This window comes from Agromyces sp. NPDC056965 (genome assembly GCF_042673425.1).
In the GTDB taxonomy this organism is placed as follows: Bacteria; Actinomycetota; Actinomycetes; order Actinomycetales; family Microbacteriaceae; genus Agromyces.
In genome coordinates, this window is sequence record NZ_JBHURI010000039.1 from 20,510 (window position 1) to 41,760 (window position 21,251).

Consider the following 21,251-nt stretch of genomic DNA (forward strand, 5'->3'; position numbering starts at 1 on the left):
CGCGGAAATGAACCGCCGAACGGCGGGAGAATGGCTCGGATCCCGCCGCGGACGGCGGTTCCGGGCGCCGTCGTCGTCGCCGGAGGATCGAAGGAGTCGTCACGACGAGGTGACGCACGATGGAGGAGCTCCACATGACCGACACCCTGGCCCGTCCCCCCTTCGACCCCGAGCTGGAGGCCGTGCTCGGCGTCCTCGCGGAATCGATGCCGCCGTCGATCACGCCCGAGATGATCACCCTCATGCGCCAGGCCCCGGTCGTCGCATCGGTCGACGACCTCCTCGTCGAGCGGGGGATCACCCGGCGCGACGTCACGATTCCCGGGCACGAGGGTGCGGACATCGTGGTCACGGTGCTGGCTCGCGAGGGTCGCACGGGCATCGGGCCGGGCATCTTCCACACGCACGGCGGCGGGATGATCATCGGCGATCGCTTCGTGGGCATCGCCGGAGTCGTCGACTGGATCGAGCGGTTCGACGCCGTCTGCGTGACCGTGGAGTACCGCCTCGCACCCGAGTTCCCCGACCCGTTCCCGGTCGAGGACTCCTACGCCGGCCTCGTCTGGACCGCCGCGCACGCCGAGGAGCTCGGCATCGATCCGAACCGGCTCATCATCGCCGGGGCGAGCGCCGGCGGCGGACTCGCCGCGGGCGTCTCGCTGCTCGCACGCGACCGGGGCGGCCCCGCCCTGGCCGGGCAGGTGCTGATCTACCCGATGCTCGACGATCGCGATGCATCCGTCTCGACGCGACAGATCGACGGCGTCGGCGTCTGGGACCGCACGAGCAACATCACCGGCTGGGGCGCCCTGCTCGGCGACCGCCGCGCCACCGGCGATGTCTCGATCTACGCCGCTCCCGCGCGTGCGACCGACCTCTCCGGACTGCCGCCCGCGTTCATCGACTGCGGCAGCGCCGAGGTCTTCCGCGACGAGGACGTCGCCTACGCGACGCAGATCTGGGCCGACGGCGGCCAGGCGGAACTGCACGTCTGGCCGGGCGGCTTCCACGGCTTCGACATGATGGCTCCCCACGCGGCGCTCTCCCGTTCGATGACGGAGGCGCGCACGAACTGGGTCGGCCGCATCCTCGGGGCCTGATCCTCCGCGGCCGCGGGCGGCGAGCAACGCCTGCCCCCGCCCGCGGCCGCGGGAACCACCGCAGTGCTCGATAGTGTTGGACGAACCCCGCGATGGAGCCCGCACATGCAGGAACTCGTCGGTCGACTGACCGCATTGGACCCCGAGGCGAGCGACACCCTGAAGGTCGTCTCGTACTTCGACACGCTCGTCGCCGGCGGCGTCGGCATCGAAACGCTCCTGCGCGGTGCCGCAGTGCTCACCGGCACGACCGCCGGCCGTGCGGCCGAGGGCAGGGCGGCGATCCGCATCACCCCCGACGGCGAGCGGGCGGAGCCGATCGCGGATGCCGCAGCGGCGGGCTGGCCGTCACGCGAGACGAGCGACGGCTCGCACGTCTGGATCGAACGCGAGGGCGCCGCGCATGCGAACGACGCGATGGTGCTCGAGCGACTGGCGCTCGCCGTCGCGATCACCTCGGCGCGACGCGCGAACACGGCGGATGCCGCCGTCGAGGTCGTGGTCTCGGCGAGCGCGACGCCCGCGGAACGCGCGGTCGCGGCAGCGAGGCTGCGGTTCGACGGCCGTGAGGCCGTTCGCGCGATCGCGTTCCATCCCGATGCCGCGGCGATCACGCCCGGCCCGAACGCCATCGTGGCGACCTCGCGCGGTCTCGCGCGGGTCGTCCTCGTCGATCACGCCGTCGAACTGCCCACGAGCGTCGCGGCCGGCATCGGCGTCGGCGGGCCGACGGAACGACTGCCCGAATCCTGGGCATCGGCGCTCGTGGCGCTTCGGCTGAGCACCGACCGCCAGCCCGTGGTCGACGCCGCCGAACTCGGCGCCGTGCTGCTCGTCGCGGAGGGGGCCGACCGCCGCGGCGCGCCCCATCCCGACGCCACGGCGCTCGCGAAGCTCGACGCCCGATCGCGCGAGGTGCTCGAGGCGGTCGCCGACGCGGGCAGCATGCGGGCCGCGGCATCCATGCTCGGCATGCACCACTCGAGTGTGCAGGCCCGCGCCGACGCCATCACCGCGCAGCTCGGGTACGACCCTCGGACTCCGACCGGGCGCACCCGGTACGTGCTCGCGCGCACGCTCGCTGCGCTCGCCCGCCCCGGACTCGGCTGAGACCGGATCCCGGCGCGCCGGCTCCTCGGGCGACGGGTCAGGCGTGGGCCGCCTGCGGCGGCAGTGCGACGATGAGCGGGTGGTCGAAATCGAGCACCCCGGTCTTCGCCGCGCCGCCGGGCGAGCCGATCTCGTCGAAGAACTCGACGTTGGCCTTGTAGTAGTCGGCCCAGACGTCGGGCAGGTCGTCTTCGTAGTAGATCGCCTCGACGGGGCAGACCGGCTCGCACGCACCGCAGTCGACGCACTCGTCGGGGTGGATGTAGAGCGAGCGCTCACCCTCGTAGATGCAGTCGACCGGGCACTCGTCGATGCACGCGCGGTCCTTGACGTCGACGCACGGCAGCGCGATGACGTAGGTCACGACAGCGCCAGGGCGCCGTCGCGCGAGATCTCCACCTGCTCGTCGCGGGGCACGACCTTCACGCGCTCGCGCACGATGCCGTGGTGGGCGGCCGCAGCCGGCTCCCACGCCGCGCCGAGGCCGCGCTCGTGCGCGTCGAGTTCGAGCCAGCCGGCCCAGGTCGTGAAGCGGATGCCTCGCGCCTCGAGCAGTTCGAACACCTCGTCGCGGTCGGGCCCCGAGGCGACGGTCGGTTCGGGCAGCACCCGTGCCGCGGCATCCGCCAGCAGGTTCGTGATGGTCTCGAGCGCGTCGCCCTTGGTGTGGCCGATGAGGCCGACGGGGCCGCGCTTGATCCAGCCGGTCGCGTAGACGCCGGGCAGGTGCGCGCCCGAGGCATCCGTCACGCGGCCGCCCTCGTTGGGGATGACGGCAGTGCGGTCGTCGAACGGCACGCCGTCGACGGGCGAGCTCGCGTAGCCGACGGCGCGGTAGATCGCCTGCACGGGGATGTCGGCGAACTCGCCGGTGCCCTCGACCGAGCCGTCGCCGACGGGGCGCGTGAGCTCGAAGCGCACGGCCTCGACGGCGTCGGTGCCGAGCACCTCGACGGGCGCGTGCAGGAAGTGCAGGTGCAGGCGTCGCGAGGCGGTGTACTCGTGGCCCTCTGGCTTGCGCCAGCCGTTGAGCGTGCGTGTCATGACCTTGACCTGGTTGTTCGATGCGAACAGCTGCTCGGCGTGCGGGTCGTTCTCGGCGCGCACGAAGTCGGCGTCGTAGACGATGACGTCGACGTCGGGCACCTCGCCGAGCTCGCGCAGCTCGATCGGCGTGAACTTCACATGGCCGGGGCCGCGGCGGCCGAAGACGTGCACGTCGGTGACGGGCGACGCCTCGAGCCCCTCGACGACGTTCGCCGGGACGTCCGTCGACAGCAGGTCCCTCGGGTGCTTCGCGAGCACGCGGGCGACGTCGAGCGCGACGTTGCCGTTGCCGATGACGGCGATGGACTGCGCCTCGAGCGGCCAGGTGCGGGGCACGTCGGGGTGGCCGTCGTACCAGGCGACGAAGTCGGCCGCGCCGAAGGAACCGGGCAGGTCGATGCCCGGGATGTCGAGCGGAGCGTCGCGCAGGGCGCCGGTGGCGAGGATGACGGCGTCGTAGCGCTCGCGCAGTTCGTCGACGGTGATGTCGCGCCCCACCTCGACGTTGCCGATGAGGCGGATCGTGCCGGCGTCGAGCATCTCGTGCAGCGAGTTGACGATGCCCTTGATGCGGGGGTGATCGGGCGCAACGCCGTAGCGGATCAGGCCGTAGGGCGCCGGCAGCGACTCGTACAGGTCGATCGCGACCTCGCCGTCGGCCTCGGCGACCTGCCGGCTCAGGATGTTGCCGGCGTAGATGCCGGCCGGGCCGGCGCCGACGATCGCGACGCGGAGGGATCGGGTCATTGCTGCTGGGCCTTTCGGTGGGTTGCACTGGTTTCGACGAGCGGTTCGGCGTACGGGCTCAGGGCCACGACATCGCCGACGACGACGACCGCGGGCGAGCGGATGCCGCGCCGCGCCGCCTGCAGGGCGATCGTGTCGAGCGTACCGACGGTGACGCGCTGTGCCGGCCCGTAGCCGTCTTCCACGATCGCGACGGGGCAGTCGCCGCCGCGTTCACCGCGGGCGAGGGTGATCGCGGAGTTCGCGAGGGTGCCGATGCCCATGAGCAGCACGACCGTGTGGTCGCGGCCGCCGCCGAGCGACTGGATCTGGTCGTGGCCCGTGACGACGGTGAAGGTCGTCGCGAGGCCGCGGTGCGTGAGCGGGATGCCGGCGATCGCGGGCACCGAGATGGCGCTCGTGATGCCGGGCACGACCTCGACGTCGATGCCGTGGTCGCGGCAGAAGGCGAGTTCCTCGCCGCCGCGGCCGAAGATGAACGGGTCCCCGCCCTTCAGGCGCACGACGCGCTTGCCATCCCGGGCGAGCGTGACGAGCAGCGCGTTGATCGCGTCCTGCGGCACGGCGTGATGGCCGGGGAGCTTGCCGACGTCGACGACCTCGGCGCGGAGCCGGACACCCTCGGCGGCGAGTCCGTCGAGCACGCCGCGGGCGCCGAGCCGATCGGCGACGATGACGTCGGCGGCCTCGAGCGCACGGAGGCCCCGGATCGTGAGGAGCCCAGCATCGCCCGGCCCGGCCCCGACGAGCACGACGTCGCCGCGCACGACGTCGCCGCGCACGACGTCGCCGCGCGTCTCCGCGGTCATCGGGTGCCTCCCAGCAGGCCGCGGCGGCGCAGCATCCGTCGTTCGAGCGGGGCGAAGACCACGAGTTCGATGAGGATGCCGATCGCGAGGATCACGAGGATCGTCGCGAGCACGCCGGCGAGGTCGGCGAGTTCGCGGCTCTGGTCGAGCATCGAGCCGAGTCCGAAGCCGATCGTGCCGCCGACGGCGATGATCTCGGCGGCCATGAGCGAGCGCCACGAGAACGCCCAGCCCTGCTTGAGTCCGGCGACGTAGCCGGGGAGCGCCGCGGGGAGCACGATGAAGGCGGCGAGCCGCGACGGCCCCGCGCCGAGCACCGTGCCGACTCGGCGGAGTTGCGGCGGCACCTGCTCGACCCCCGCGATGAGCCCGTTCACGATCGACGGCACGGCCCCCATGAGCACGACGAAGTAGACCGTCGCGTCGGTCAGGCCGAACCAGATGATCGCGGCCGGCACCCACGCGACCGACGGCAGCACCTGCAGGCCCGAGATGATCGGGCCGATGGCACGGCGCAGCGGCTTCACCTCGGCGAGCAGGAGCCCGAGCGGGGTGCCCACGACGACGGCGATGAGGAATCCGACGACCCCGCGCTCGAGGCTCGTGACGACGGCGAGCTGCAGTCGGCCCGACTCCCAGGCCCCGGAGATCGCGGCGACGACGTCGAGCGGGCCGGGCACAATGTCGGGGCGCGGCTGCGCGATCACGACGTAGAGCTGCCACGCCGCGACGAGGGCGACGACGAAGAGGATGGGCGGCAGCACGCTCGTGACGAAGCGCTGCCAGATGCCGGGCGCGTGCTCGGGGTCGGTCTGCAGGCGGTCGAGGCCCGCCTCGAGGCTGCGGAGGTCGTCCTGGGCGGTTCGAGACGGGCCCGGCGTGCCGGCTTCGGCCTCTGCGAGCGCGGACTCGTCGAGCAGCGGAGCCTCGGTCACGATGTCATGCGGCATTTCGGCGGATCTCCTTCCGGAGCTGTTCCGTGATCTCGATCGAGAGCGCCGCGACCTCGGGCGACTCGATGCGACGGCCGGATGTCTCGGCGATGCGCCACTCGCCCGCGACTCGGCCGGGCCGGGACGACAGGAGGACGACCCGTTGCCCGAGCCGAGCAGCTTCGCGGACATTGTGTGTGACGAAGACGATGGTGCGCCCCGTGCGGCGCCAGACGCGCTCGAGCTCCTCGTGGAGCAGGTCGCGGGTGATCGCGTCGAGGGCGGCGAACGGTTCGTCCATGAGGAGCACCGGCCGGTCCTGCGCGAGTGCGCGGGCGAGGGCGACGCGCTGGCGCATGCCGCCCGAGAGCTCGTGGGGGCGCTTCTCCGCGGCATCCGCGAGGTTGACCGTGTCGAGCAGCTCGAGCGCCTCGCCCCGCCGTGCCGAGCGTGCGACGCCGCGCAGGCGCAGCGCGAGCTCGACGTTCTGGCGGGCGGTGAGCCACGGCATGAGCGCCGACTCCTGGAACATCACCGCGGCGCCTTCTGCCGGAACGTCGATGGTTCCGGTCGTCGGGCGGTCGAGGCCCGCGATGAGGTTCAGGAGCGTGGACTTGCCGCACCCCGAGGCTCCGAGCAGGCAGACGAACTCTCCGGTCGAGACCGTCAGGTTCACGTCGTCGAGCACGAGCGGGCCGGCGCCGAAGCGCTTGCCGAGCTGCTCGATGCGGATGGCCGTCTGCCCGCTCATCGCTTCTACTCCTCGCCGAGGCCGCCGGCCGAGACCGGTTCGGCGTCGCCGGCTTCGAGCAGCCCGTTCAGGAGCCGCAGGTCGAACAACCCGTCGATCGAGCCGTCCTTCTGGGTGCCCGCCTCGAGTCCGTTCGCGACGAGCGTCTCGAACGTCTCGGCGTGCGGGTCGACCGAGAAGGTCACGTGCTCGAGCGCCCGGGTGATGACCTCGTCGGCCAGCGGCTTGCCCGTGTCGGCCTCGAGCGCCGCGTTGATGACGGTCGGCGCCTCGGCCGCGTGGTCGCCGAGCCAGGCGACGGATGCCACGTGGCCCTCGAGCAGCGCCTGCACCGTCTCGGGGTGCTCCTCGAGGAACTCGGCGCGAACGAGCAGCACGGTCGTCGGGAAGGCGCCGTCCTCCCACAGATCGGCCTCGTCGACGAGCACGTGGGCACCGGCGTCGACGATCAGTCGCGAGACCCACGGCTCGGGCAGCCAGGCGCCGTCGAGGCCGCCCTGCTGGAAGAGCGTGAGCGTCTGCGCGTTCTCGGTCGGCGTGATGTGCACGTCGCCGCCGCCCGTCGTGTCGGTCTCGAAGCCCTCGCCTGCGAGCCACGAGCGCAGCGCCACGTCCTGCGTGTTGCCGAGCTGCGGCGTCGCGATGGTCGTGCCCTCGAGGTCCTCCACCGAGTCGATGCCGTCGCGGACGACGAGCGCCGCTCCCCCGGTCGCAGCGCCGGCGACGATGTGCGCCGACTGCCCGCCCGACTGGATGAACGTGTTGATCGACGGGTTCGGCCCGATGTAGGTCGCGTCGATCGCTCCGGCCGAGAGCGCCTCGATCGCGGCAGGGCCGGCGTTGAACACCTGGGTCGTGAGCTTCGTGTCGCCGAGCGCGTCGGCGAAGAGGCCCTCCTGCAGGCCCACGAGCGCAGGGGCGTGGGTGACGTTCGCGAAGTACCCGAGCCGGAGCTCGGCTGCCGGCGTGGTCGAGGCCGAGGCTTCCGCGGCCTCCCCGGCCGCCGACTGCGGCGCGCAGCCGCTCAGGGAGAGCACCGCCGCGGTGACGATCGCCGCGGCGAGCATCATGCCCGCGACCAGGCCGAGGCGGGAACGGGTGCGTGATGTTGCGGTCATGCTGCTACTCCTTCGGTGTCGGTGGTCGTGCGGGTGCTCCCGGCATCGCCGGTGTCTGGGGTCACCGGTGCGGTGACGATCCCGGCGGCGAGCGTGGCGCCCGACTGCGGGTCGATGACGAGGAACGCGCCGGCGCGGCGGTGCGCGGCGTACTCCTCGACGGGCAGCTCGGCCGAGAGGCGCACACGCACCTGGCCGATGTCGTTGATCTCGAGCAGCTCGGCCGGCTCGAGATCGAGCGAGTCGAGGTCGCGGCGTCCGACGATCTCGGGCACGAGCGCCTGCACGGTCGTCGTGCCCGACTTCACGAGCACGCGGGCGCCCGGGCGAAGGGGAACCGCCCCGAGCCAGAACAGCGCGGCGTCGAGTTCGCGACGCGGTTCGGGCAGTGCGCCGGCCGCCACGATGACGGCGCCGCGTGCGGCGTCGAGCTGGTCGGCGAGGCGGAGCGAGACCGAGCGGGGTGCGGATGCCGCGTCGAGCTCGCGCGGTCCGGCGTCGATGCCCGTCACGGTCGTCGTCGCACCCCCGGGGAACACCTGCACGCGATCGCCGACGCGCACGGTGCCCGAGGCGATGCGCCCGGCGAACGCGCGGTAGTCGCGGAACCGCTCCGGGTCCTCGGCGTCGTGCGCCACGGCGCCCTGCGGGCGGATGACGAGCTGCACCGGCATCCGCAGCGCTTCGAGTTCGGTCTCGAGCTCGTCGAGGGAGGGCAGCGCCTCGAGCAGTTCGATGAGGCTCGGGCCGTCGTACCAGGGCGTGTTCGCCGAACGGTCGACGACGTTGTCGCCGGCGAGCGCCGAGACCGGGATGACATGCGCCGCGGGCAGGCCGAGGTCGACGGCGAGCGCGGAGACCTCGTCGGCGACCGCGGTGTACGCGGCCTGCGAGTATCCGAGCAGGTCGATCTTGTTGACGGCGATGATCACGTGCGGCACGCGCAGCAGCGCGACGACGGCGAGGTGGCGCCGGGTCTGCTCGAGCACGCCGTTGCGGGCGTCGACGAGCACGACGACGGCGTCGGCGGTGGTGGCGCCGGTCACCATGTTGCGCGTGTACTGCACGTGCCCGGGGCAGTCGGCGAGGATGAACGACCGCCGGCCGGTCGAGAAGTAGCGGTAGGCGACGTCGATCGTGATGCCCTGCTCGCGCTCGGCGCGCAGGCCGTCGGTGAGCAGCGCGAAGTCGATCGCGCCGGGTTCGCCGCCGAAGCCGCGCTCGGCGGAGGTGCGGGCGACCGACTCGAGCTGGTCGGCGAGGATCGCCTTCGAGTCGTGCAGCAGGCGGCCGACGAGGGTCGACTTGCCGTCATCGACCGAGCCGGCGGTGGCGAACCGGAACAGTGCGTCGCTCATCAGAAGTACCCGTCCTTCTTGCGATCCTCCATGGCGGCCTCCGAGATGCGGTCGTCGGCACGCGTCGCACCCCGCTCGGTGAGCGTCGAGGTCGCGACCTCGGCCACGACATCGGCGACGGATGCCGCGGCGGACTCGACGGCGCCGGTGCAGCTCATGTCGCCGACGGTGCGATACCGCACGGTGCGTCGCTCGACGAACTCGTCGGGACGCGGGGGCGAGACCTCGGAGATCGCACGCCACATGCCGTCGCGGCGGTAGACCTCGCGCTCGTGCGCGTAGTACAGCGGCGGGAGCTCGATCTGCTCGCGCTCGATGTAGCGCCACACGTCGAGCTCGGTCCAGTTCGAGATCGGGAACGCCCGCACGTGCTGGCCCACGGTGTGGCGGCCGTTGTAGAGGTCCCAGAGCTCGGGGCGCTGGTTGCGCGGGTCCCACTGGCCGAACTCGTCGCGGAGGCTCAGGATCCGTTCCTTGGCGCGCGCCTTGTCCTCGTCGCGTCGGGCCCCGCCGAAGACGGCGTCGTGCCGGCCCGCTGCGATCGCGTCGAGCAGCGGCTGCGTCTGCAGCGGGTTGCGCGTGCCGTCGGCCCGCTCCTGCAGCCGGCCGTCGTCGAGGTAGTCCTGCACGGCGGCGACCTCGAGGCGCAGCCCGAGCCGCTCGACCGTGCGGTCGCGGAAGTCGATGACCTCCGGGAAGTTGTGGCCCGTGTCGACGTGCAGCACGGGGAACGGCACCTTGCCCGGCCAGAAGGCCTTGGCCGCGAGGTGCAGCACGAGCACCGAGTCCTTGCCGCCCGAGAAGAGCAGCACGGGCCGCTCGAATTCGGCGACGACCTCGCGGATGATGTGGATCGCCTCGGACTCGAGGGCGTCGAGCGCGTCGATGCCGGTCTCGACGGGGAAGGTGTCGATGGCGCTCATACGTGCAACCCGCATTCCGTCTTGTCGAGACCCGACCAGCGGCCGGCCCTCGGGTCTTCGCCCTCGGCCACCTGCCGGGTGCACGGCTCGCAGCCGATCGACGGGTACCCCTGGGTCAGCAGCTCGTTCACGGGCACGCCGAAGGCGTTCGAGTAGTCGATCAGCTCGTCGAAGCTCCACGCCGCGAGCGGGTTGACCTTCACGAGGCCGTTCCGATCGTCGAACGTCACGAGCGGGGTGTTCGTGCGAGTGGGCGCCTCGTCGCGGCGCACCCCCGTGAACCACAGCTCGTAGCCCCCGAGCGCATCGTGCAGGGGTGCGACCTTGCGCATGGCGCAGCACTCTGCGGCGTCGCGGGCGAACAGGTCGAGCCCGAACTTCGCGTTCTGCTCAGCGACCGTGAGCTCGGGCAGCACGTCGACCACGCGCACGTCGAGCGCCGATGCGACCCGATCCCGCGTCTCGTACGTCTTCGCGAAGTGGTAGCCGGTGTCGAGGAAGAGCACGTCGACGCCCGGCAGCGACTGGGCCACGACGTGCGGGAGCACGGCGTCGGCCATCGAGCAGGCGACGGCCGCGGCATCCGCGTCGAAGTTGCGCGCGACCCAGGCGATGACCTCGTAGGCGGATGCCTCGTCGGCGGCGAGGCTGCGGAGTTCGACGTTGCCCGACTCCGCGAGCGCCCGCAGTTCGTCGTGGGTGCGCAGCGCCGTGGCGCGCGGGGCGAGCGAGACGCTCATCGCAGCACCTCCTCGTCGGCGCGGTGCGCCCATTCGGCGAACGTCTCGTCGGCGACGGCGTCGCGATCGTCGAGGAAGCGCTTGACGACCCGTTCGACGTAGCCGGCGATGCCGTCGGCTTCGACCTTGAGGCCGCGCACGGTGCGGCCGAGGCCGGCGTCGTCGCGGTCGGCCGATGCGAGCCCGCCGCCGAGGTGCACCTGGTAGCCGGGCACCTGCTCGCCGGCATCGTTCATGACGAGCTGGCCCTTGAGGCCGATGTCGGCCGTCTGGATGCGGGCGCACGAGTTGGGGCAGCCGTTGACGTGCAGGCTGATCGGGTGCGGCAGGTCGAACCCGTCGAGCGTGCGCTCGAGGTCGAGCACGGCAGCGGTGGCGAACGCCTTCGTCTCGACGATCGCGAGCTTGCAGAACTCGATGCCCGTGCAGGCGATCGTGCCGCGGCGGATGAGGCTCGGGCGGGCCGAGAGGCCGAGCTCGTCGAGGCCCGCGATGAGCGACTCGACCCGGTCCTCGGGGATGTCGAGGATCACGACCTTCTGGTGCGGCGTGGTGCGCAGCCGCGACGAGCCGTGCGCTTCGACGAGGTCGGCGAGTCTCGCGAGTGTCGGGCCCGAGACGCGGCCGACGATCGGCGTGGCGCCGACGTAGAACCGGCCGTCCTTCTGGCGGTGCACGCCGACGTGGTCGCCGTGCGCGAGCGGCTTGGGGGCCGCGGGCCCGTCGGGCAGCGGGGCGTCGAGGTACTCGGTCTCGAGCACCTCGCGGAACTTCTCGGTGCCCCAGTCGGCGAGCAGGAACTTCAGGCGCGCCTTGTTGCGGAGGCGCCGGTAGCCGTAGTCGCGGAAGATCTGGGCGACGCCGTGCCAGACGTCAGCGACCTGTTCGGGGGCGACGAAGACGCCGAGGCGCTCGGCGAGGCGCGGCGAGGTCGAGAGCCCGCCGCCGACCCAGAGGTCGTAGCCGATGCCGAGCTCGGGGTGCGCCACCGCGACGAACGCGACGTCGTTGATCTCGTGCACCACGTCTTGGCTCGGGTGCCCGGTGACCGCGGTCTTGAACTTGCGGGGCAGGTTCGCGAGCGTCTCGTCGCCGATGAAGCGGCTCGTGATCGCGTCGATCTGCGCGGTCGGGTCGATGAGCTCGTCGGAGGCGATGCCGGCGACGGGTGACCCGAGCACAACGCGGGGAACGTCACCGCAGGCTTCGGTGGTGCCGAGCCCGACGGCCTCGAGGCGGCGCCAGATCTCGGGCACGTCCTCGACGCGGATCCAGTGCAGCTGGATGTTCTGCCGGTCGGTGAGGTCGGCGGTGTCGCGGCCGAAGTCGATCGAGATGTCGGCGATCACGCGGAGCTGCTCGGTCGTGAGCTGGCCGCCGTCGATGCGCACGCGCAGCATGAAGTACTCGTCTTCGAGCTCGTGCGGCTCGAGCGTCGCGGTGCGACCGCCGTCGATGCCGGGCTTGCGCTGCGTGTACAGCCCCCAGACCCGGAAGCGGCCGTGCAGGTCGGTCGGATCGATCGACGCGAATCCGCCCTTCGAGTAGACGCGCTCGATGCGCTCGCGCACGCTCAGGCCGTTGTCGACCTGCTTCCACTCCTCGTTGCCGTTGAGCGGTGCCGTGCCGTCGACCTTCCACTGCCCGTGCGGGCGGCTCGCCGGGCGGGGCGGACGCTCGCCGGAGCGGGTCGCCGGGCGGTTCGGCGCCTCGATCGTCTCCTGCGTCATGTCTCTCCTCGGTCACCGCTGAGTGCGGGTTGGACCGAGGCTAGGCGGGTTGGCAGCGCGCCGGAACGAGGGCCGTCACATCACGGCAAGGAAGGCAACACGGCGTCAATCACGGCAATGCTGCGTCACAATCGGTACGGCGGGGCGACTCGCGCTATGCTCCCCGCGCCGGTCCGGAGCTCTCCGCGACCGCCTCTGCATCCACCGCCGCGATCGCTTCCGCGAATCGGTCGAGCACGACGTCGACGAGCTCGTCGGGGGCGTCGTCGGGGGTCAGCAGCGGCTCGGTGACGAGGTCGGCGCCGGCGGCCGCCGCGAGATCCTGGAAGTACCCCGGCGCGAGCAGGTAGCTCGCCGCGACGACCCGGCGCGAGCCGGCTGCCGCTCGCACCTCGGTGATCGCATCGGCGAGCCGGGGTTCCGCCGCGGAGAGGAAGCCGACCGTCACCGGCGCACCGAGCGCCGACGAGAGTCGCTCGCCCATGTCCCGGCAGTCGTCGACGGCGCGTGCGTCGCTCGACCCGGCGACGGCCAGCACGATGAGATCGCCGGGCCTCGCGCCGGCCTCGTCGAGACGGCGGCGAAGCACGTCGACGAGTCGGTCGTCGGGGCCGAGGGCGGCGGCGAGCCGCACGGGGCGATCGGCGACGGACGCGATCTCGCGTCGAAGGTCGACATGCACGTGGTACCCCGCCGAGAGCAGCAGCGGCACGACGACCGCGGGCGACTCGGGCGGGAGCGCGCCGAGGGTGGCCGCGACATCCGGCTGCTGCACGTCGACGTGACCGAGGCGCACCGTGACCGGGGATTCGGCCGACGCCGACGATTCGACGGCGTCGATGAGCCGCTGCACCGCGGCCTGCCCGTCGGGCGATGCGGTGCCGTGCGAGATGCCGACGAGTGCGGCCGTGGTCGGGTCCATCCCCCCATCGTGCCCTGCCGCAACCGTCGCCGCACGTCAACCTGCATTGACGCGTTGCAAAACGTCAACTACCGTTGACGCGTATGGACGACAACACCATTCGCACCGCGATCGCGGCAGCAGACGGCGACGACCCGTACCGCGCGCTCCGCACACTCCACCACGCGCGCGTCGAACTCACCCGCGAGCTCGACCGCGCCGAGGCCACCGCCGTCCGGCGGGCGCGCGCAACGGGGGCGAGCTGGCAGCTCATCGCCCTCGCGCTCGAGGTCTCCAAGCAGGCGGTGCACAAGAAGTACGGACGCAGGTAGGGCACGTAAGCTGCAAGACGGCGATTTTGCGACACTCGGGCGGATGCGGCATCCGCTCGTCGCGCAGGCCAGGAAGAGGACATGAGCGACACCCGGACCCGACGATCCCCCTTCTCGCGGCGCGGCGAGGCCACCGGCCCTCGCGCCACGTTCCGGCAACTGCTGCCGTTCATCTTCGAGCACCGCCCGGTGCTCATCTGGGTCGCGATCCTCTCCGTCATCGGCGCCCTCGCGAGCCTCGCCCAGCCGCTGCTCGTCGCCCAGGTGATCCAGGTCGTCGAGGCCGGCGCCGCACTCGGCGGCATCGTCTGGGCGCTCGTCGCCCTCGTCATCGTGAGCGGCGTCATCACGGGCTACCAGCACTACCTGCTGCAGCGCACCGGCGAGGGCGTCGTGCTGTCGAGCCGCAAGCGCCTCATCGGCAAGCTGCTCCGACTGCCGATCGCCGAGTTCGACACGCGTCGCACCGGCGACCTCGTCTCGCGCGTGGGCAGCGACACCACGATGCTGCGTGCGGTGCTCACGCAGGGCCTCGTCGAGGCCATCGGCGGCACGGTCACCTTCATCGGCGCGCTCATCGCGATGCTCGTCATCGACCCCGTGCTGCTCGGCCTGACCGTGCTCGTCATCGCGATCGCGATCACGACCGTCACGCTGCTGTCGAGGCACGTGCGCGAGGCGTCGCACGCGGCGCAGGCGAAGGTCGGCGACGTCGCGGCATCCGTCGAACGCGCGATCGGCGCCGTGCGCACGATCCGCGCGGCCGGGGCCACCGAACGCGAGATCCGCGACGTCGAGGCGCACGCCGAGGGCGCCTGGCAGATGGGCGTGAAGGTCGCGAAGATCTCCGCCCTCATCGTGCCGGTCGCGGGCATCGCGATGCAGGTGTCGTTCCTCGTGGTGCTCGGCGTCGGCGGTTTCCGCGTGGCATCCGGCGCTCTCGAGGTCGCCGACCTCGTCGCCTTCATCCTCTTCCTGTTCATGATGATCATGCCGCTCGGGCTGTTCTTCGGGGCGATCACCTCGGTGAACCAGGCGCTCGGAGCCCTCGGCCGCATCCAGGAGATCCTCGATCTGCCCGATGAGGACGCGCACGACCGGGAGCTCGCGCCGCTCGCGCTCATGGTCGGCGCGGCGAACGAGGGCGTGCTGCCGGAGGCCCCGGCGATCGCCTTCGACGACGTCACCTTCGCCTACGCGACGACGCGACAGGATCCGGCCGACCCCGCGAACGAGTCCGCCGACGAGCACCTGCCCGAGCCCGACGTCACCGACCGCCAGCCGGTCCTGCGCGGCGTCTCCTTCCAGGTGCCGCGAGGGCAGCGCATCGCGCTCGTGGGCCCCTCGGGCGCCGGCAAGTCGACGATCCTCGCGCTCGTCGAGCGGTTCTACGACCCCTCCGTCGGCACGGTGCGCATGGGCGGCCTCGACCTGCGATCGATCGACCGGGCAGAGCTCCGGGCGCAGATCGGCTACGTCGAACAGGATGCCCCGGTGCTGGCCGGCAGCCTCCGCGACAACCTGAAGCTCGGCAGCCCCGACGCGAGCGACGCGGCGTGCGAGCAGGTGCTGCGCGCCGTGAACCTCGGCGGCGTGCTCGATCGCGACCCCGCAGGCCTCGACGCCGCAGTGGGCGACGACGGCATCATGCTCTCGGGCGGCGAGCGCCAACGACTCGCGATCGCCCGCGCGCTGCTCGCCGCTCCCCCGATCCTGCTGCTCGACGAGTCGACCTCCTCGCTCGACGGCGTCAACGAGCGCATGATGCGCGATGCCGTCGACGCGGTCTCCGAGGGTCGCACGCTCATCGTGATCGCGCACCGGCTCTCGACGGTCATCGACTCCGACCGCATCATCGTGCTCGACGAGGGGCGAGTGATCGGCGAGGGCACCCATGCCGAGCTCGTCGCAGCCGTGCCCCTGTACCGCGACCTCGCGGCGCACCAGTTGCTCGTGTGACGTGCGCGTCGCCGCGGCTCCTCGCGGAGCTGCGGCGATGCCACCCTCAGTGCGAACCCGAGTGAAACTCAGTGCTCGCTCGGATGGCGCACCGGCTCGACCTTCGTAGCGTGGACTCCCGCATCCCCCCATCGGATGCCAAGCGCCCACGCCCCACGGAGGACCACCATGACCATCGCAACCGTCTCGAACGAGCGCGATCTCGCACCCCTCGACGAACTGCCCGTCGACCTCATCGACGAGCTGCCCGACTCGAGGGACGACGCGGAGACCGCCACGACCCGAAGCGGTCTCGGCAACTCCTTCGATCGTGTCCAGGCCGGCATCCAGGGCTGGCTCCGGCACTGGGAGCCGCTGCAGCTGCCGGCGTTCACCGCCGTGCGCGACGTCATGCCCGACGACGACCGCGGCCGCTCATCGCTGCAGGCCGCCTCGACCCGGCCCGACGGTGCCGTGCGGCTGACCGCGAGCCTCTACGACCCGCCGAACCGCGACGGCGAACCGCTCGCGTGGTCGCGCAACTGGGCGAGCCTCGCCGTGCTGCCGCCGGCACGGGAGTCGGGCCGGCTCTTCTACCGGTTCCGCGTCTCGAGCCGCCTCGTGCTCGATGGGCAGGCCGCGCTCAGCCTCGTCTCGACGAGCGTGAACTTCGGGGTCGTCGCCGATGCCGCGAAGGCCAGCCCGTTCCACGTCACCGGCTTCGCCACGCCGATCGCACGTCCGCTCATGGGCGTGCAGTGCCGCGAGGACCAGGACGCCTCGGCATCTCAGGTCTTCGAGGGCTCGATCGCCGTGCGCCAGGGCGAGTCCCCGGCGATGGCCTTCGTCATCGGCACCGACCTGCTCTTCGAGAACGGGTGGGTGCGCGTGCACGAGGGTTCGAGCACCTGGATCGGGCCGACCGATCCCGGCGCGAGCGGCACGATCGAGTTCCGCTACGCGCCCGCCGCCATGCTGCGGCTGCTCGGCCGACTCGACGAGCCGCACGCCGGCTGAGCACGCTCGGGGAACACCGCGCTGTACTCCTCAGCCGTGGTGGACGAGAATCGGCGGATGACGCGCTACGTCGTCGTCCTGCCGCTCTCGCCGCTCACCGCGGACGCGTCGTTCACGGTGGCGGACTGGCCGCTGCACGTCACGCTCGTCGAGCCGTTCCTCACGGACCGGCCGCCGCAGCTCATCGCGGCAGCGCTCAGCGGCGTCGCACTCGAGGCCCGGGCGATCAGCAGCACCGCCGGCGAGCCGGCCCTGTTCGGCCGCCGACACGACGTGCCCGTGAACCTCGTCCGCGACGGCGGTGAGATCGCCGCGCTGCGCACGAAGGGGCTCGCGGCCCTCGCCGCCGCCGGGATCGAGATCATCCATCCTCGGGCCGACTTCCGCCCCCACGTCACCGCGAAACGCCACGGCCGACTGAGCCTCGGCGATCGGGTGGTGCTCCGGCAGCTCGCGCTCATCGACATGCGGCCCTCGTCGGGCGCCCATCACCGGCGAGTGCTCGGCGCGTGGCCGCTCGGCGAGGCATCCGTCACCGACTCGGCCCCGCCGACGGCGCCCGACTGAGGCGGACCTCCGTCAGCCCGCCTCGGTCTGCGCGAGCGACGGCTCGTCATCGGGCGAGCTGCGCTTCTGCCATGGCCAGCGGCCGGAGATCTCGAGCTCGAGCGACCAGCTGAGGAACGTCCGGATGAGCACGATGATCGCGAGCACCGCGACCGAGTCGAGCGTCGGGGTCACCGCGACGGTCTTGATGATGTCGGCGGCCACGAGCAGTTCGAGCCCGAGCAGGATCGCCCGCCCGAGCACCCGGCGGAATCGCGTGTACACCGGGTTCACCCGGCGGAGGCCCCGCACCGCCGCGTCGACGACCGCGTAGACGATGCCGATCACGATCGCCGCGACGCCGAGCACGTCGATGACCTCGCCGATCGCTTCGATGACCGTGCCGAACTCCATGAGCGCCCCCTCGCGCACACGGTAGCGCGGGTCAGGTCGGCACCGCGTCAGGCGTGCCGCCGTGCCGTCGACGGATGCCGCGGGCGCGCGCCTTCCCGAGCGCAGGCGTCCGCGGCATCCGCAGGCGGCACGGCGGCGCCACCCCCGCGATCACGCGGCGGTGGCACCTCCGTGGACGCTACGCGTCCTGGTGCTGCAGGTGGTAGCGCAGGCTCGCGAGCTCGGCGCGGAGCGCCGCAGGCACCCGGTCGCCGAACTGGCCGAAGTACGCATCGGTGAGCTCGCACTCCGCGAGCCACGAGTCGCGGTCGACGTCGAAGAGCTGCTCGAGCGCGTCATCCGTGATCTCGAGGCCGTCGAGGTCGAGCGACCCGGAGGCCGGGATCAGGCCGATGGGCGTCTCGACGATGTCGCTCGTGCCCTCGATGCGACCGACGATCCACTCGAGCACGCGCGAGTTCTCACCGAACCCGGGCCAGAGGAACGAGCCGTCCGAACCCTTGCGGAACCAGTTGACCTGGAAGATCTTCGGCGCGTTCTCACCGAGCACGCGACCCATCTTGACCCAATGGCCCCAGTAGTCGGCCATGTTGTAGCCGCAGAACGGGAGCATCGCGAACGGGTCGCGGCGGAGCTCACCGACGGTGCCTTCGGCGGCGGCGGTCTTCTCCGACGAGATCGTCGCGCCCATGAAGACGCCGTGCTTCCAGCTGCGCGCCTCGGCGACGAGCGGCACGTTCGTCGCGCGGCGGCCGCCGAACAGGATCGCGTCGATCGGCACGCCGTCGTGGGCGTCCCAGTCATCGGAGATCTGCGGGCACTGGGCCGCTGCCACGGTGAAGCGCGAGTTCGGGTGCGCAGCGGGGCGACCCGAGTCGGGCGTCCACGGATTGCCCTGCCAGTCGGTGAGCTCGGCGGGCGCCTCGTCGGTCAGGCCCTCCCACCAGATGTCGCCGTCGGGGCGCAGCGCCACGTTCGTGAAGATCGTGTTGCCCCAGAGGGTCTGCACGGCCGTCGGGTTCGTGGTCTCGCCGGTGCCCGGCGCGACGCCGAAGAAGCCGGCCTCGGGGTTGATCGCGTAGAGGCGGCCGTCGTCGCCGGGGCGCATCCAGGCGATGTCGTCGCCGATCGTCTCGACCTTCCAGCCGGGGATCGTCGGGCGCAGCATGGCGAGGTTGGTCTTGCCGCACGCCGACGGGAACGCGGCGGCCACGTGGTGCGCCTTGCCCTCGGGCGAGGTGATCTTGATGAGCAGCATGTGCTCGGCGAGCCAGCCCTCGTCGCGCGCCATGACGCTCGCGATGCGCAGCGCGAAGCACTTCTTGGCGAGCAGCGCGTTGCCGCCGTAGCCCGAGCCGTACGACCAGATCTCGCGGGAGTCGGGGAACTGCACGATGTACTTGGTGTCGTTGCAGGGCCAGTCGGCCTCGGCGCGGCGGTGGCCGACGCCGTCGATGAGCGGGTAGCCGACCGAGTGCACGGTGCGCACCCACGGCTCGCCGGCCTCGATGAGGCGGTAGACGGCGTCGCCCATGCGGGTCATGATGCCCATCGAGAGCACGACGTAGGGCGAGTCGGTGATCTCGACGCCGAGCTGCGAGATGGGGCCGCCGAGCGGGCCCATCGAGAAGGGCACGACGTACATCGTGCGGCCCTTCATCGAGCCGTCGAAGACGTCGGTCAGCTCCGCGCGCATCTCGCGCGGGTCGCGCCAGTTGTTCGTGGGGCCGGCGTCCTCTTCGTACGTCGAGCAGATGAACGTGCGATCCTCGACGCGCGCGACGTCCTTCGGGTCGGTGCGCGCGAGGAAGCTGTTGGGCCGCCACTCGGGGTTCAGCTTGATGAGCTTGCCCTCCGCGACGAGCTGCTTCGTCAGCAGGTCGGCCTCGTGCTGCGAACCGTCGCACCAGACGATCTCATCGGGCTTGGTGAGGCCGGCGATCTCGTCGACCCACGCGCGCAGGGCTGCGTCGGTGGTTCCGCGACGGATGCTGCCGGCCGAGTCGGATGCCTCTGTGCCGATCGAGAACTCGGAGATGGTCATCTTCGTCCCTTTCCAAAAGGTGCCGACCGAGGGCCGGAACTGGTTCGTACTTCAAGAATGCGGGCTGTTGGAGCATCCGTTCGGCCAAATCGATCGTTAAGAATGTGCGATCTTTCGCTATCCTTAAGCCATGAAGGCAGGCTCCCCCGATCTCGCGACCCTCGGCCAGCGCATCCGCCATTTCCGCAGCCGGCGCGGGCTCACGCTCGACCAGCTCGGCGATGCGGTCGGCATGGCCGGCAGCCAGCTCTCGCTCATCGAGAACGGCAAGCGCGAGCCCAAGCTCTCGCTGCTCGACTCGCTCGCGGCGTCGCTCGACGTCGAGCTGGCCGACCTCCTCTCCCGCGAGGCGCCGAGCCGGCGCGCCGCGCTCGAGCTCGAACTCGGGCGCGCGCAGTCGAGCCCGCTGTACGCGAGCCTCGGACTGCCCGCGATCCGCCCCGGCCGCGGCATCACCGACGAATCGCTCGAGGCGATCGTCGGGCTCCACCAGGAGCTGCAGCGGCGGGCGAGCGAGGCCATCGCGACGCCCGAGGAGGCGCGGCGGGCCAACACCGAGCTGCGCGAGCGCATGCGCGAGCGCGACAACTACTTCCCCGACATCGAGCAGCTCGCCGAAGACCAGGTGCGCTCCTCCGGCCACCGCTCGGGCGCCCTCACCCACCGCGAGGTGAGCGTCATGGCCGAGAAGCTCGGCTTCCAGCTCATCTACGTCGACGACCTGCCCGACTCGACGCGGTCGATCACCGACATCGCGAACGGGCGCATCTACCTGCCGCCGGCGTCGATCCCCGGCGGCCACGGCCTGCGCTCGATGGCGCTCCAGGCGATGGCGCACCGCCTGCTCGGGCACGAGCGACCGGCGAGCTACGCGGAGTTCCTCTGGCAGCGGCTCGAGATCAACTACTTCGCCGCCGCGTGCCTGATGCCCCGCGAGGCATCCGTCTCGTTCCTGCAGGCCGCGAAGAAGGAGAAGCGACTCGCCATCGAGGACTTCCGCGACGCGTTCGGCGTCACGCACGAGGCGGCGGCGCTGCGCTTCACGAACCTCGCGACGAGCCACCTCGACATGACGCTGCACTTCCTCCGCGTCGCGGGCGACGGCGCCCTGCTGAAGGGGTACGAGAACGACGGCCTGCCCCTGCCGACCGACGTCACGGGATCGATCGAGGGCCAGTGGGTGTGCAAGAGGTGGAGCGCCCGCACCGCGTTCGGCCACACCAACCGCACGACCGAGAACTACCAGTACACCGACACTCCCGCCGGCACCTTCTGGTGCGCCACGCAGACGGGGCGCACGGATGCCGCGGAGTTCTCGATCTCGGTCGGCGTGCCGTTCAACCAGGCCAAGTGGTTCCGCGGGCGCGAGACGACCCAGCGCGCCGTGTCGACCTGCCCCGACGAGTCGTGCTGCCGCCGTGCGCCGTCGGAGCTCGCCGAGCGGTGGGCCGGGCGGGCCTGGCCGAGCGCCCGCCTGCACGCGCACGTGCTCTCGCCGCTGCCCTCCGGCACGTTCCCGGGCGTCGACGATTCCGCGGTCTACCGGTTCCTCGAGGCGCACGCCGAGCAGTAGCCCCGGTTCCTCCCCTGCCCACCCTTCCGGCTCCCGCCGCGCCCGCGCCCTCGCTGACCGAGCCCACTCCCATCCGCCGCGCCGAGTCGCCGGATGAATCGCGCGACACGCCGTGACCGAG

General features: G+C 71.8%; 20 protein-coding genes. 7 read left to right on the forward strand and 13 right to left on the reverse strand.

Annotation, left to right across the window (positions count from 1 at the left end):
• The first annotated feature begins 134 nt into the window (after window positions 1-134).
• Together ACFTQE_RS11505 and ACFTQE_RS11510 are read left to right on the forward strand one after the other, a co-directional pair.
• On the forward strand, window positions 135-1,100 hold the full coding sequence (locus ACFTQE_RS11505; protein ID WP_376925194.1) for an alpha/beta hydrolase: 966 nt from the start codon (window positions 135-137) through the stop codon (window positions 1,098-1,100).
• Window positions 1,101-1,205: 105 nt separating this feature from the next.
• On the forward strand, window positions 1,206-2,210 hold the full coding sequence (locus tag ACFTQE_RS11510; RefSeq protein WP_376925195.1) for a helix-turn-helix domain-containing protein: 1,005 nt from the start codon (window positions 1,206-1,208) through the stop codon (window positions 2,208-2,210).
• Between the two features lie 37 nt (window positions 2,211-2,247).
• On the opposite strand, the gene fdxA is transcribed toward ACFTQE_RS11510, so the two are convergent.
• From fdxA to ACFTQE_RS11565, 11 genes are all read right to left on the reverse strand, one after another.
• Window positions 2,248-2,574: a ferredoxin gene (gene fdxA / locus ACFTQE_RS11515; protein WP_375834400.1), complete on the reverse strand. Its 327-nt coding sequence runs from the start codon at window positions 2,572-2,574 to the stop codon at window positions 2,248-2,250.
• A complete protein-coding gene (locus ACFTQE_RS11520) occupies window positions 2,571-4,004 on the reverse strand; it encodes an FAD-dependent oxidoreductase (RefSeq protein WP_376925196.1) in 1,434 nt (477 codons plus the stop codon). The genes fdxA and ACFTQE_RS11520 overlap by 4 nt, the downstream gene beginning before the upstream one ends.
• Entirely contained in the window at window positions 4,001-4,813 is an 813-nt protein-coding gene (gene cobA / locus ACFTQE_RS11525; RefSeq protein ID WP_376925197.1) for a uroporphyrinogen-III C-methyltransferase, read from the reverse strand. Before cobA ends, ACFTQE_RS11520 begins: the two co-directional genes overlap by 4 nt.
• Window positions 4,810-5,763, reverse strand: a complete 954-nt coding sequence (locus ACFTQE_RS11530) for an ABC transporter permease (protein WP_376925198.1) — start codon at window positions 5,761-5,763, stop codon at window positions 4,810-4,812. The genes cobA and ACFTQE_RS11530 overlap by 4 nt, the downstream gene beginning before the upstream one ends.
• Window positions 5,753-6,496 (reverse strand): ABC transporter ATP-binding protein, encoded by a 744-nt coding sequence (locus ACFTQE_RS11535; RefSeq protein ID WP_376925199.1) that lies wholly within the window; start codon window positions 6,494-6,496, stop codon window positions 5,753-5,755. The genes ACFTQE_RS11530 and ACFTQE_RS11535 overlap by 11 nt, the downstream gene beginning before the upstream one ends.
• Before the next feature lie 5 nt (window positions 6,497-6,501).
• Window positions 6,502-7,614: an ABC transporter substrate-binding protein gene (locus ACFTQE_RS11540; protein ID WP_376925200.1), complete on the reverse strand. Its 1,113-nt coding sequence runs from the start codon at window positions 7,612-7,614 to the stop codon at window positions 6,502-6,504.
• Window positions 7,611-8,972 (reverse strand): sulfate adenylyltransferase subunit 1, encoded by a 1,362-nt coding sequence (locus ACFTQE_RS11545; RefSeq protein ID WP_376925201.1) that lies wholly within the window; start codon window positions 8,970-8,972, stop codon window positions 7,611-7,613. Before ACFTQE_RS11545 ends, ACFTQE_RS11540 begins: the two co-directional genes overlap by 4 nt.
• A complete protein-coding gene (gene cysD, locus ACFTQE_RS11550) occupies window positions 8,972-9,895 on the reverse strand; it encodes a sulfate adenylyltransferase subunit CysD (RefSeq protein ID WP_376925202.1) in 924 nt (307 codons plus the stop codon). The genes ACFTQE_RS11545 and cysD overlap by 1 nt, the downstream gene beginning before the upstream one ends.
• A complete protein-coding gene (locus ACFTQE_RS11555) occupies window positions 9,892-10,635 on the reverse strand; it encodes a phosphoadenylyl-sulfate reductase (RefSeq protein ID WP_376925203.1) in 744 nt (247 codons plus the stop codon). The genes cysD and ACFTQE_RS11555 overlap by 4 nt, the downstream gene beginning before the upstream one ends.
• The gene (locus ACFTQE_RS11560; RefSeq protein WP_376925204.1) at window positions 10,632-12,365 is read right to left on the reverse strand and encodes a nitrite/sulfite reductase; all 1,734 of its coding nucleotides are present in this window, start codon (window positions 12,363-12,365) and stop codon (window positions 10,632-10,634) included. Before ACFTQE_RS11560 ends, ACFTQE_RS11555 begins: the two co-directional genes overlap by 4 nt.
• Window positions 12,366-12,519: 154 nt before the next feature.
• Complete coding sequence (locus ACFTQE_RS11565; protein WP_376925205.1) at window positions 12,520-13,287, reverse strand: sirohydrochlorin chelatase; 768 nt, start codon at window positions 13,285-13,287, stop codon at window positions 12,520-12,522.
• Between the two features lie 83 nt (window positions 13,288-13,370).
• On the opposite strand from ACFTQE_RS11565, the gene ACFTQE_RS11570 reads away from it, so the two are divergent.
• The 4 genes from ACFTQE_RS11570 to ACFTQE_RS11585 all read left to right on the forward strand — a co-directional run bounded on the left by ACFTQE_RS11570 (window position 13,371) and on the right by ACFTQE_RS11585 (window position 17,120).
• Window positions 13,371-13,598 (forward strand): hypothetical protein, encoded by a 228-nt coding sequence (locus ACFTQE_RS11570; RefSeq protein ID WP_376925206.1) that lies wholly within the window; start codon window positions 13,371-13,373, stop codon window positions 13,596-13,598.
• Window positions 13,599-13,679: 81 nt separating this feature from the next.
• On the forward strand, window positions 13,680-15,557 hold the full coding sequence (locus ACFTQE_RS11575) for an ABC transporter ATP-binding protein (RefSeq protein WP_376925207.1): 1,878 nt from the start codon (window positions 13,680-13,682) through the stop codon (window positions 15,555-15,557).
• Between the two features lie 168 nt (window positions 15,558-15,725).
• Complete coding sequence (locus ACFTQE_RS11580) at window positions 15,726-16,553, forward strand: hypothetical protein (protein ID WP_376925208.1); 828 nt, start codon at window positions 15,726-15,728, stop codon at window positions 16,551-16,553.
• Window positions 16,554-16,610: 57 nt separating this feature from the next.
• Window positions 16,611-17,120, forward strand: coding sequence for a 2'-5' RNA ligase family protein (locus tag ACFTQE_RS11585; protein ID WP_376925209.1), 510 nt, complete (start codon window positions 16,611-16,613; stop codon window positions 17,118-17,120).
• 12 nt (window positions 17,121-17,132) lie between these two features.
• On the opposite strand, the gene ACFTQE_RS11590 is transcribed toward ACFTQE_RS11585, so the two are convergent.
• Window positions 17,133-17,513, reverse strand: a complete 381-nt coding sequence (locus tag ACFTQE_RS11590) for a DUF1622 domain-containing protein (protein WP_376925210.1) — start codon at window positions 17,511-17,513, stop codon at window positions 17,133-17,135.
• A 178-nt stretch (window positions 17,514-17,691) separates the two neighbouring features.
• The gene (locus ACFTQE_RS11595) at window positions 17,692-19,557 is read right to left on the reverse strand and encodes a phosphoenolpyruvate carboxykinase (GTP) (protein WP_376925211.1); all 1,866 of its coding nucleotides are present in this window, start codon (window positions 19,555-19,557) and stop codon (window positions 17,692-17,694) included.
• Between the two features lie 130 nt (window positions 19,558-19,687).
• Between ACFTQE_RS11595 and ACFTQE_RS11600 the strand changes: the two genes are divergently transcribed.
• On the forward strand, window positions 19,688-21,130 hold the full coding sequence (locus ACFTQE_RS11600) for a helix-turn-helix domain-containing protein (RefSeq protein ID WP_376925212.1): 1,443 nt from the start codon (window positions 19,688-19,690) through the stop codon (window positions 21,128-21,130).
• The last annotated feature ends 121 nt before the right edge of the window (window positions 21,131-21,251 follow it).

Excerpts from the sequence above, each read along its gene's own strand:
- ACFTQE_RS11535 (WP_376925199.1), bottom strand. The coding sequence starts at position 6,496 with ATGAGCGGGCAGACGGCCATCCGCATCGAGCAGCTCGGCAAGCGCTTC.
- ACFTQE_RS11505 (WP_376925194.1), top strand. The coding sequence starts at position 135 with ATGACCGACACCCTGGCCCGTCCCCCCTTCGACCCCGAGCTGGAGGCC.
- ACFTQE_RS11595 (WP_376925211.1), bottom strand. The coding sequence starts at position 19,557 with ATGACCATCTCCGAGTTCTCGATCGGCACAGAGGCATCCGACTCGGCC.
- ACFTQE_RS11545 (WP_376925201.1), bottom strand. The coding sequence starts at position 8,972 with ATGAGCGACGCACTGTTCCGGTTCGCCACCGCCGGCTCGGTCGATGAC.
- ACFTQE_RS11580 (WP_376925208.1), top strand. The coding sequence starts at position 15,726 with ATGACCATCGCAACCGTCTCGAACGAGCGCGATCTCGCACCCCTCGAC.
- ACFTQE_RS11560 (WP_376925204.1), bottom strand. The coding sequence starts at position 12,365 with ATGACGCAGGAGACGATCGAGGCGCCGAACCGCCCGGCGACCCGCTCC.
- cysD (WP_376925202.1), bottom strand. The coding sequence starts at position 9,895 with ATGAGCGCCATCGACACCTTCCCCGTCGAGACCGGCATCGACGCGCTC.
- ACFTQE_RS11575 (WP_376925207.1), top strand. The coding sequence starts at position 13,680 with ATGAGCGACACCCGGACCCGACGATCCCCCTTCTCGCGGCGCGGCGAG.
- cobA (WP_376925197.1), bottom strand. The coding sequence starts at position 4,813 with ATGACCGCGGAGACGCGCGGCGACGTCGTGCGCGGCGACGTCGTGCGC.
- ACFTQE_RS11555 (WP_376925203.1), bottom strand. The coding sequence starts at position 10,635 with ATGAGCGTCTCGCTCGCCCCGCGCGCCACGGCGCTGCGCACCCACGAC.
- ACFTQE_RS11540 (WP_376925200.1), bottom strand. The coding sequence starts at position 7,614 with ATGACCGCAACATCACGCACCCGTTCCCGCCTCGGCCTGGTCGCGGGC.
- ACFTQE_RS11570 (WP_376925206.1), top strand. The coding sequence starts at position 13,371 with ATGGACGACAACACCATTCGCACCGCGATCGCGGCAGCAGACGGCGAC.
- ACFTQE_RS11585 (WP_376925209.1), top strand. The coding sequence starts at position 16,611 with ATGACGCGCTACGTCGTCGTCCTGCCGCTCTCGCCGCTCACCGCGGAC.
- ACFTQE_RS11565 (WP_376925205.1), bottom strand. The coding sequence starts at position 13,287 with ATGGACCCGACCACGGCCGCACTCGTCGGCATCTCGCACGGCACCGCA.
- ACFTQE_RS11510 (WP_376925195.1), top strand. The coding sequence starts at position 1,206 with ATGCAGGAACTCGTCGGTCGACTGACCGCATTGGACCCCGAGGCGAGC.
- ACFTQE_RS11530 (WP_376925198.1), bottom strand. The coding sequence starts at position 5,763 with ATGCCGCATGACATCGTGACCGAGGCTCCGCTGCTCGACGAGTCCGCG.
- ACFTQE_RS11590 (WP_376925210.1), bottom strand. The coding sequence starts at position 17,513 with ATGGAGTTCGGCACGGTCATCGAAGCGATCGGCGAGGTCATCGACGTG.
- ACFTQE_RS11600 (WP_376925212.1), top strand. The coding sequence starts at position 19,688 with ATGAAGGCAGGCTCCCCCGATCTCGCGACCCTCGGCCAGCGCATCCGC.
- ACFTQE_RS11520 (WP_376925196.1), bottom strand. The coding sequence starts at position 4,004 with ATGACCCGATCCCTCCGCGTCGCGATCGTCGGCGCCGGCCCGGCCGGC.